Below are 9,970 nucleotides of genomic sequence, written 5' to 3' on the forward strand. Positions count from 1 at the left end.
TCGACCTGGACACGGCGTTGCTGGAGCTGGCCGACACCCGGGTAGTGGTCGCCGGGCAGGCCGAAGAGTCCGACGGCAAGACCGAGAGCGGCCGGCGAACCATCTCGCTTGACCCGGTCACGGTCGACTACCTCCGCAGGCACGTGGCACGGCTCGACGATGAGCGGAGGGCCTTCGGCCCCGACTACCGCAACGGCGGCCACCTGATGTGCCACCCGGACGGGAGCCCGATCCATCCGGAGACCATCACCCGCCGGTTCAACCGCCTGGTAGACCAGGCCGGGGTGCCGCGCATCCGACTGCACGACGTTCGGCACACCTACGCCACGGTATCGCTGGACAACGGCGTTGATCCGAAGATCGTGGCCGACCGGATCGGCCACGCGAACATGGCCTACACGCTGTCCATCTACACCCACCGCTCGACCGGCCTGGACAGGTCGGCAGCGGAGAAGGTCGCCAACGTGATCTTCGGCAGGACCAGCACAGCGCCGACCACAGTGGACGGCTAAGCAGGGCGCGTGGTGTCCGTGGTTACAGATCTGGTTACAAACCCAACGAAAAGGCCCGTCCGGAGACTCTACGGACGGGCCTTTACCTGGTAGCGGGGACAGGATTCGAACCTGCGACCTCTGGGTTATGAGCCCAGCGAGCTACCGAGCTGCTCCACCCCGCGTTGCGTCTCCAACTATACGCGGCGGCCACCTGGGGTTCCAAACCGGGTGGCCGCCGGGTAAGCAAGGTCACCCGCCGCCGGGGGTGGGGACCGGGGTGGTGCTGGGTGAGGACGACGGCGCCGAGGAGCCGCCCCCGGCTGCCTTGGCGGCCTCGTACTGCTTGAGCGCGGCGTCCAGGTCCTGCAGCGCCTGGCCCTGGTCGGCGAAGTTGCCGGACTGTTGGGCACCACGGAGCTTGGCCAGCGCGGCGTCGATCGCCTTGACCGCCTGGTCGAGCTCCGGCGAGTTGGCGGTGCCGCTGGGCGGCGGCTGCGGTGCGCTGGTGGACGGCGACGGCGTGCTGGACGTCGTCGGCGCCTGGCCTTCGGGGGCGGTGGCGGCGGTCTCCACACCCGGACCGAAGACCTCCTTCAGTGCCTCCCGGATGTCGGCGTTGAAGCCGACCCGGTCGCCGAAGGAGACCAGCACCCTGGCCATCTGCGGGAAGGCGTTCTCGTCGTTCTTGGTCTGGATGTAGATCGGCTCGACGTAGAGCAGACCGCCGGCGTAGGGCAGGGTGAGCAGGTTACCGAACAGGACGGTGACGCTCTGGTTCTGGAACAGCGTCCGGTTCTCGGTGACCTTCGGTGTGGTCTGGAACCGTCTCTGCACCTGGCCCGGACCCTCCACCTGGGACGATCCGGTGGTGGGTAGCTTGAGCACCTTGATCTTGCCGTAGTCCTGCGGATCCGACGACACCGAAACCCAGGACGCCATGAACTCCCGGTTGAGCAGGGTCAATGCGCTGGTGATCTGGAACGTCGCCTTGTCCTGGCCGGGTGCCTGCGCGGTGACGTAGTACGGCGGCTGCTTCTCGGTCACCGTGCTGTTCACGTCGGTGCCGCCCTCCTTGGTCGGGTCGGCCGGCACGTTCCAGAACGTCTGGGTGGAGAAGAACTCCTTCGGGTCGGACACGTGGTAGCGGGACAGCAGATCGCGCTGGACCTTGAACAGGTCCTCCGGATAGCGGAAGTGCGCCTTCAGCGAGTCGGAGATCTCCGACTTGGGCTTCACCGTGCCGGGGAAGACCTTGGACCACGCCTTGAGCACCGGGTCCTGCTCGTCGATCGCGTACAGCGTCACCGTGCCGTCGTAGGCGTCCACAGTGGCCTTGACCGAGTTGCGGATGTAGCTGACCGACCGGTCCGCCTGCGGGGCCACCCCGTTGAGCGAGTCCGAGGTCACCTGACCGAGCGGCGTGCGCTGCGAGTACGGATAGTTCTCCAGCGTCGTGTAGCCGTCCACGATCCACTTGACCCGCCCGTCGACCACCGCGACGTAGGGGTCACCGTCGGCCGTGAGCCAGGGCGCGGCTTTGATCACCCGGCTGCGCGGGTCGCGGTTGTACATGATCTTCGAGCCGTCCTCGATGTTGTTCGAGAACAGGATGTTCCGCTCGGCGAAGTGGGCGGCGAAGACCAGGCGGTTGAACCAGCCGTCGACCGGGACGCCGCCCTGGCCGTCGTAGCGGAACTTCGCGGTCGGCGTGTCGTACTCCCGGGCCGACTGCCCTCCGACGATCGCGTAGTCGCGGGTCAGCTCGCCGTAGTAGATGCGCGGCTGGGTGACCTTGATCGGCCCGTCGGTGGCCAGGTCGCTGACCATGAACACCGGGTAGCCGCCCTGGTCGGCCGAAGCCTGCGCGTCGGGCGCCCGCCGGAACGTGTTGGCCGGGGCCGCGACGAAACCGTTGCCGTGCGTGTAGATCGTGTGCCGGTTGATCCAGTTGGACTGCTGCTCGCTCAGTCCGCTGGTCTTGATCTCCCGCGCGGTGACGATGTAGTCCTGCGTCTTGCCGTTGACCGTGTAGCGGTCCACGTCGAGCTTGTCCGGGAAGCCGTAGAAGTTCTCCCGGCCCTCGAGCTGGGTGAACGTCGGCGACAGGATGCTCGGGTCGAGCAGCCGCAGGTTGGAGATCGTGTTGGCGTTGCGCGGATCCTTGTTGATCTCCTCGAGCGACACGTTCTTCGTGCCGTCGTAATTCTCGTACTCGACGTTCTTCAGGCCGAAGGCGTCCCGCGTCGCCTCGATGTTGCGGGAGATCGACTTCGCTTCCTTCTCGTTCTCGTTCGGCCGGACCACGAACTGGTGCAGCACGGCCGGCCAGGCCGCGCCGATCAGGATGCTGGTGAGGATCAGCAGCGCGGTGGCGATGGCCGGCAGCTGCAGGTTGCGCATGAACGCGCCGACGAAGAAGGCCACCGCGCAGAACCCGGCGATGAACATCAGGATCAGCTTGGCCGGCAACACCGCGTTCAGGTCGGTGTAGGTGGCGCCGGTGAAGCCGGTGGCGGCGATGTTGTCGTGCTCGGAGTAGAGCAGCTCGTAGCGCTCGAAGAAGTAGTCGATCGCGTACACCACGACGAACAGGCCGGCGGTGACCGACAGCTGCACCCGGGCCGGTACCGAGAACTGCCCGCCGCGGCCGGCCAGCCGCACCCCGCCGAACAGGTAGTGCGTGATCAGCGCGCCGAAGAACGCGATGGCGATCGTGACGAACAGCCAGGTGATCAGCCAGGAGATGAACGGCAGCGTGAACGCGTAGAACCCGATGTCCTTGCCGAACTCCGGGTCGACGATGCCGAACGGGGTGGCGTTGATCAGCAGCTGGAACTGCTGCCAGTCGCTCTGCGCCGTCGAGCCTGCGATCAGACCCACGACCACCGGGATGCCGATGCCGAACAGCCGGACCCGCTGCATGATCGTCGAGCGGTACCGGGCGAGCGGGTCGTCGGCGCCGGAGACCGGGACGAACACCGGCCGGGTCCGGTAGGCGATGATCAGGCTCGCCGCGAGCGTTCCGCCGACCAGCAGGCCTACCCCGAGGAACAGACCGATCTCGGTGAACAGCTGGATGTTGAAGACCGACCGGAAGCCGACCTCGCCGAACCACAGCCAGTCGACGTAGGTGTCCAACAGCCGCGCGCCGACCAGCAGGAACAGGATCACCGTGGCCGCGATGATCAGAAGAATCCGGCTGCGGCGGGACAGCTTTGGCAGACCGATCGGGGGCCGAGTGGCCACTGGGCACGCTCCTGAGTCGCTTCGTTCAACACCGGCAGCCCGGCTCAGGGCTGTCCTAGATGTCCAACTTTATTAGGGGCCTATCTGGTTCCCGTGAGGGTGGGGAAAGTGGTGATGTGACGGTGGCCGATGATGAGCGGCATGCCGACTACCGCGCCGCCTCCGGCTCCCGACCTGATCGCCGTTGCCCGTGAGGTGGAGGACTTCGTCTCCAGCGCCGGCTGGGACCAGGCGCCCCAGCTGTTCGCCCTGGTGCCCACCGCGGACCTGCTCGCCGCGCAGCCCGAGCTGGCCGACACGCTGGCGCAGAGCGCGGCAATCACGCCGGTGGCCCAGGACGCCCTGCCGGACGCCGACCTGGCCACCGCGCTGGCCGCGATCGTCTGGCCCGAGACGGTGCACGGCTGCGCGCTCGCCCAGGAGATCGTGGTGCTCCCGCCGGAGGCCGAGGAGGACCTGCCGGACGACGCCGACGTCATGCGGCAGGTCGCCGCCGAACATCCGCAGCGTCGCGAGGCCCGGCTGGTCGCCGCCGTGCTGCGGGACGGCTCGACGGTGTGCCTGCTGCGCCTGCGCGGTGAAGGGGACGACGACGAGCTGGTGGAGAGCCCCGATCTGGCCCCGAACCTGACCAAGGCGCTGCTGGCGACCCTGAGCTAACAGGTCGGCACGGGCCGGCCGGCGTTGAGATCCTCCAGTGACCGCACGGCTCCGGCCAGCGTCTCGACCTTGACCAGCTGCAGGCCGTCCGGGACCCGTTCCTTGGCCTCGGCGCAGTTGGCCGCCGGGACCAGGAAGACGCTGGCGCCCGCTTCCCGGGCGGCGACCATCTTGAACGGGATGCCGCCGATCGGCGCGACGTTGCCCTTCACGTCGATCTCCCCGGTGCCGGCGACGGTCTTGCCCGCCTCCAGCGCGCCCGGGGTGAGCCGGTCCACGATGGCCAGCGCGAAGATCAGGCCGGCCGACGGGCCGCCGATGTCCTCGAGGTGGATCGCGGTGTCGAAGGTCACATCGGCCCGGTCGACCGGGGACAGTCCCATGAAGCCCTCGGCGCGGTTGTCGTCCGGGTTGAAGTCGGAGGCCCGGCCGAGGGTGACCGTGGCGTCCTTGGGCGGCTCGTTCTCGTGCTGGATCTTGACCGGGATCTGCTGACCGGGGGCGGTGCCGGCGAGCGCGGCCCGCACGTCCTCCTGGACGTTGATCTTCTTGCCGTTCACCTCGAGCAACCGGTCGCCGGGCGCGATCACGCCGTCCGCCGGGGCCTTGGTGGTGATCTCCGCGGCCAGCACCTTGACCGGGTAGCCCAGGTAGCGCAGCGCGGCCACCTCGGCGTTGCTCTGCGAGTCCTGGAACAGCTTCTTGTTCTGTTGGTCGACCTCTTCCTCGGTCTCCCCCGGCCTGATGTACTCGTCGCGCGGGGCGAGGGCGAACCGGCCGCTCACCCACAGCGCGGCCGCGCCGAACAGCGTGACGTGATCATCCACCGAGACCGTGGTCATGCGCAGCTGACCCTCGGTGGGGTAGGTCTGCTCGCCGTTGACCGACACGGTCTGCACCCCGTCGATCTCGCCGAGCGTGTCGTGCGTCGGACCGGGCCCCAGCGCCACGAACGGCACCCGCACGAACGACCCGACCAGGGCGAGCACGCCGACGATCACGAAGCTGAGCAGCACGGTCCAGCCCCGGCGGGACAGCCGCCACTGCGGCCCGCCGTGCGGTTCCGGGTCGATCGGGGGCGGCGGCATGATCCCGGCGCTGGTGGAGTCACTCACAAAGGAGAAGGGTACGGACCGTTCTCCGATGGCGGATCACCACACGTCCCGGGCCTGGGGCACCCCGCGTACGGTGAACGTATGAGTCAGTTCCCGTTCGGCTTTGGCCCCCCGGACGACGACAGAGGCAAGAAGGATCCCGCCGAGCGCGGTGCGAGCGACCCCGCGACCGGCGGTCAGGAGGGCTCGTTCGACGCGTTCAACCAGCTCGGCCAGATGCTCAGCCAGCTCGGCCAGATGCTCAGCCAGGCGGGCACCTCGACCGGCCCGGTCAACTACGACCTGGCCAAACAGATCGCGATGCAGCGGCTGGGCGCCCCGGTCGGGTTCGGCCCCGCACCGGACGCGAACAAGGCGGTCACCGACGCGGTGCACCTGGCCGAGATGTGGCTGGACCCGGTGACGATCCTGCCGGCGGGTGCCACCTCCGTGCGCGCCTGGACGCCGCGCGACTGGGTCGAGCACACGCTGCCGACCTGGCAGCGGCTGTGCGACCCGGTGGCCCGGCGGATCGCCGGTGCCTGGGTGGAGGCGTTGCCGGCCGAGGCGAAGCAGGCCGCGGGGCCGCTGCTGTCGATGGTCGGGCAGATGGGCGGGATGGCGTTCGGCTCCCAGCTGGGCAACGCGCTGGCCCAACTCGCCGCCGAGGTCCTCACCTCGACCGACGTGGGCCTGCCGCTCGGCCCGGACGCGACCGCGGCGCTGCTGCCCGGCAACGTCGAGGAGTTCACCAAGGGTCTGGAACGGCCGGCCAGCGAGGTGATGGTGTTCCTGGCCGCCCGCGAGGCAGCGCACCAGCGGCTGTTCGCCCACGTCCCGTGGCTGCGTCAGCGGCTGCTGGCCACCGTCGAGGAGTTCGCCAGCGGGATCCGGGTGGACACCTCGGCGCTGGAAGAACTGGCCACGCAGGTCGACATGGCCAACCCGGCGACCATCGAGCAGGCGATGAACTCGGGCATGCTCGAACCGAAGACCACGCCCGAGCAGCAGGCGGCGCTGGCTCGGTTGGAGACGCTGCTCGCGTTGGTCGAGGGCTGGGTCGACGTTGTCGTCGGCGACGCGGTGGCCGAGCGGCTGCCGGGCGCCGACGCGATGCGCGAGACGCTGCGCCGCCGCCGGGCCAGTGGCGGCCCGGCCGAGCAGACCTTCGCCACGCTGGTCGGGCTCGAGCTGCGGCCGCGCCGGCTGCGGGCGGCCGCCGCCCTGTGGCGGCTGGTGGGTGATCAGCACGGTCTCGAGGTGCGGGACGGCATCTGGGCGCATCCCGATCTCATCCCGACGGCCGCCGACCTGGACGACCCGCTCGACTTCGCCGAGCGTCTCGGCCAGCAGCCCGCGATCGAGGACGACCCGATCGCCCAGCTGGAACGCACCCAGCAGGCCGAGCAGCAGCGTCCGGAGGAAGAGAAGTAGAGCCCGCGCGCCGCATCGGGCGCGCACCAACCTAATCCTCGGTCATTCCCCAGCCGGCGGCGGCGGACAGGCCCTCCAGGTAGCCGATGGCCCGGTCGGTGCGGGGGTAGTCGCGCACCAGCGACCAGAACCGGGCGTTGTGCGCGGCCTCGATCAGGTGGGCGAGCTCGTGCACCAGCACGTAGTCCAGCACCCAGCCGGGCACCCGCCGCAGCTTCTCGCTGACCCGGATCGTGCCGTCGGCCGGAGTGCAGGACGCCCACCGGGTGCGCATCGGCGGCACCCACCGCACACTGGTCGGCACCGCCCGGCCGGCGAGATGGCGGGCGGACAGCTCGGTGCACCTGGTCAGCAGGGCCGCGTCGGACGCCTTGGACGGCGTTCGGCGCTTCGTCTCGTCGCGGAGCAGCCGGCGTTGCATCTCGGCCACCCAGTGGGCCTCTTCAGCCTTGGAGAGTCGTGCCGGAATGAGCACGACGAGCGTGTCGCCCTCGCGATACGCGGTCACGGTCCGGGTTCTGCGCTTGCTCCTGCGCACCTCGACGAGCGGTTCGGCCACGGTCACACCGTACGGCCAAGCACCGACATCGCGGGAGCCAAAAACCGGTGTGACGTGGAAGACTCGGGGGCCCTGTGGATAACGATTTCGCCATCCACACAACGGGCCGCGAGCCTGTCCCCATGGATGATGACCTGCCACAACGACCCCGGGTCCGGCCCGGGCTGGCGGTGCTGCGCCGCCGCGCCGGCGAGCTCCAGGTCGGCCTCGACCCACGGCACGCGGCGGTGGTCAGCGGGCTTCCGGAGACGGTCGTCGCGGCCATCGCCGGCCGGCTGACCGGTCACCGGACGACCGCGGATCTGCTGCACGAGATCGGCCCGGACCCGGCCGGCCGGTCCGCCCTGCGCGACCTGCTGACCGGCCTCACCGCGCGGGGGCTGGTCCACGATCTCGCCGCGCCCCCGAAGCCGGACCGGCTCGCCGGGGAGGAGGTGACCGCCGCCCAGCCGGCAAGCCGGGGCGAGCTGCGGATCGCGGTGCACGGCGACGGCCGGCTGGCCGTCTCGGTCGCCTGCCTGCTCGCCACCGCCGGCGTCGGCTGGGTCCACGTGAGCGCGCGCGGGCGGGTCCGGCCCGAGGACACCGGCACCGGCTACCTGAGCGCCGACGTCGGCAAGGAGCGCGAGCTCGCGGCCCGGGCGGCCATCCGGCGGGTGGACGCCCGGGTGCGGACCGAGCGGTTCACCCTGCTCCGTCCGCCCGACCTGGTGCTGCTCACCGACGCCGTGGTGCCCGATCCCGAGCTGGTCGCGCGGCTGACCGGCAGCCAGATGACCCACCTGAGCGCGCACCTGCGGGACGGCATCGGCGTGGTCGGCCCGCTGGTGATCCCCGGTCTGACCAGCTGCTTGCGCTGCGCCGACCTGCTGCGCGCCCAGGCCGACGGGTGCTGGCCCGGCATCGCCACCCAGCTCGCCGGCCGGCCGCAGCTGGCCGATCTTGCCTGCACCCAGGCCACCGCCGCGTTCGCCGTCGCACAGGCCCTGGCCATCCTCACCGCGCTACGCTGGTCACCGTCCGCACATGTGCGCCCGGCGACCTGGAACGCCACCGTGGAGATCGACCCGGGTGCGGCGGCCACTCACCATCGCGGCTGGCCACCCCACCCCTCCTGCCCGTGCCGCGAGCTTCGCCGGCGTCCGGACTGCCCGGAACTTGCTGCGCATTCGACCACGATCAGGAGACAATCGGCCGGTGACTGAGCTGCCAAGAAAGACGGCCGCACGCACGGCGCGGCTGGCCAGCATCCCGCTCGGGGTGGCCGGCCGCACCGTGGGTGGCTGGGGGAAACGGCTGGTCGGCCAGAGCGCCGAGCAGGTCAGTGCGGAGCTGTCGGCCAAGACCGCCGAGCAGGTTTTCGCCGTCCTGGGCGAGCTCAAGGGCGGCGCGATGAAGTTCGGTCAGGCACTCTCCGTGTTCGAGGCTGCCGTACCGGACGAACTGGCCGCGCCGTACCGGGAGGCGCTGACCAAGCTGCAGGCCGCGGCGCCGCCGATGAGCACCGGCGCCGTGCATCGGGTGCTGGCCGAGCAGCTGGGCAAGGGCTGGGCGAGCCGGTTCGCCGAGTTCGGCGACGAGCCGGTCGCGGCGGCCAGCATCGGCCAGGTGCACCGGGCGGTCTGGCACGACGGGCGGACGGTGGCCGTCAAGGTGCAGTACCCCGGCGCCGACGAGGCGCTGCGCTCGGATCTGCGTCAGCTGCAACGGTTCTCCCGGCTGTTCCAGGCGGTGGTGCCGGGCGCCGAGGTCAAGCCGCTGCTGCAGGAGCTGACCGACCGGATGACCGAGGAGCTGGACTACCGGATCGAGGCCGGCCATCAGCGGGCGTTCGCCAAGGCCTTCGCCGGCGACCGGCATGTGCTGGTGCCGAGGGTCGTGGCCAGCGCGCCGAAGGTGATCGTCAGCGAGTGGGCAGGCGGCCGGCCGCTGGCGTCGATCATCCGGGACGGCGACAAGGAAGTGCGGGACCGGGTCGGCTACCTGCTCGCCGAGTTCCAGTACTCCGCGCCGGCCCGGGCGGGGCTGCTGCACGCCGACCCGCATCCGGGCAACTTCATGCTCGCCGAGGACGGCCGGCTGTGCGTGATCGACTACGGCGCCGCGGCGAAGCTGCCGAACGGGCTCCCGCCGATCCACGGCCGGATGATGCGCCTGGCGCTGGACGGCAAGTCGGCGGAGCTGCTCGATCTGTTGCGGGAGGCGCATTTCGTGCGGCCGGGCACCGAGGTGCGGGCCGAGGACGTGTACGCCTACCTCGCGCCGTTCGTCGAGCCGCTGCGGTCCGAGACGTTCCATTTCACCCGGCGCTGGATGCAGCGGCAGGCCGGGCGGCTCAGCGACATGCGCGGGCAGGATTTCCGCACCGGCCGGTCGCTGAACCTGCCGCCGCGGTACCTGATGCTGCACCGGGTGCTCGGCGGTTGCACCGGCATCCTCTGCCAGCTGGATGCCGAGCTTCCGGTCCGGGAGCTGATCGTGCG

Annotated in this window: 8 protein-coding genes and 1 tRNA gene; 5 read left to right on the forward strand and 4 right to left on the reverse strand. The window is 70.3% G+C overall.

Annotation, left to right across the window (positions count from 1 at the left end):
• On the forward strand, positions 1-512 hold a 512-nt coding region (locus VFO68_RS10375; protein WP_325157997.1), incomplete at its 5' end, for a site-specific integrase.
• Positions 513-599: 87 nt separating this feature from the next.
• Here VFO68_RS10375 and VFO68_RS10380 read toward each other — a convergent pair.
• Both VFO68_RS10380 and VFO68_RS10385 read right to left on the reverse strand, forming a co-directional pair.
• A tRNA-Met gene (locus VFO68_RS10380) sits at positions 600-676 on the reverse strand.
• Positions 677-743: 67 nt separating this feature from the next.
• Entirely contained in the window at positions 744-3,740 is a 2,997-nt protein-coding gene (locus VFO68_RS10385; RefSeq protein WP_325157998.1) for a UPF0182 family protein, read from the reverse strand.
• 141 nt (positions 3,741-3,881) lie between these two features.
• On the opposite strand from VFO68_RS10385, the gene VFO68_RS10390 reads away from it, so the two are divergent.
• Positions 3,882-4,400 carry a PPA1309 family protein gene (locus VFO68_RS10390; RefSeq protein WP_325157999.1) on the forward strand — a complete coding sequence of 173 codons (519 nt, stop codon included), beginning with the start codon at positions 3,882-3,884 and terminating at the stop codon, positions 4,398-4,400.
• On the opposite strand, the gene VFO68_RS10395 is transcribed toward VFO68_RS10390, so the two are convergent.
• The gene (locus tag VFO68_RS10395; protein ID WP_325158000.1) at positions 4,397-5,515 is read right to left on the reverse strand and encodes a PDZ domain-containing protein; all 1,119 of its coding nucleotides are present in this window, start codon (positions 5,513-5,515) and stop codon (positions 4,397-4,399) included. The genes VFO68_RS10390 and VFO68_RS10395 overlap by 4 nt on opposite strands.
• A gap of 81 nt (positions 5,516-5,596) precedes the next feature.
• Between VFO68_RS10395 and VFO68_RS10400 the strand changes: the two genes are divergently transcribed.
• Positions 5,597-6,928 carry a zinc-dependent metalloprotease gene (locus VFO68_RS10400; RefSeq protein ID WP_325158001.1) on the forward strand — a complete coding sequence of 444 codons (1,332 nt, stop codon included), beginning with the start codon at positions 5,597-5,599 and terminating at the stop codon, positions 6,926-6,928.
• Between the two features lie 31 nt (positions 6,929-6,959).
• Here VFO68_RS10400 and VFO68_RS10405 read toward each other — a convergent pair whose 3' ends face one another.
• A complete protein-coding gene (locus VFO68_RS10405; RefSeq protein ID WP_325158002.1) occupies positions 6,960-7,487 on the reverse strand; it encodes a M48 family metallopeptidase in 528 nt (175 codons plus the stop codon).
• A 122-nt stretch (positions 7,488-7,609) separates the two neighbouring features.
• Here VFO68_RS10405 and VFO68_RS10410 point away from each other — a divergent pair, with 122 nt between their 5' ends.
• Complete coding sequence (locus tag VFO68_RS10410; RefSeq protein WP_325158003.1) at positions 7,610-8,692, forward strand: hypothetical protein; 1,083 nt, start codon at positions 7,610-7,612, stop codon at positions 8,690-8,692.
• Positions 8,685-9,970: AarF/ABC1/UbiB kinase family protein (locus VFO68_RS10415; RefSeq protein WP_325158004.1), on the forward strand; the 1,286-nt coding region annotated here is incomplete at its 3' end. The genes VFO68_RS10410 and VFO68_RS10415, both read left to right, overlap by 8 nt.

It is taken from the genome of Actinophytocola sp. (genome assembly GCF_035712165.1).
In the GTDB taxonomy this organism is placed as follows: Bacteria; Actinomycetota; Actinomycetes; order Mycobacteriales; family Pseudonocardiaceae; genus DASYTH01.

What these genes read in the sequence shown, in the direction of transcription:
- VFO68_RS10390 (WP_325157999.1), top strand. Translation starts at nt 3,882, where the DNA reads ATGCCGACTACCGCGCCGCCTCCGGCTCCCGACCTGATCGCCGTTGCC.
- VFO68_RS10400 (WP_325158001.1), top strand. Translation starts at nt 5,597, where the DNA reads ATGAGTCAGTTCCCGTTCGGCTTTGGCCCCCCGGACGACGACAGAGGC.
- VFO68_RS10410 (WP_325158003.1), top strand. Translation starts at nt 7,610, where the DNA reads ATGGATGATGACCTGCCACAACGACCCCGGGTCCGGCCCGGGCTGGCG.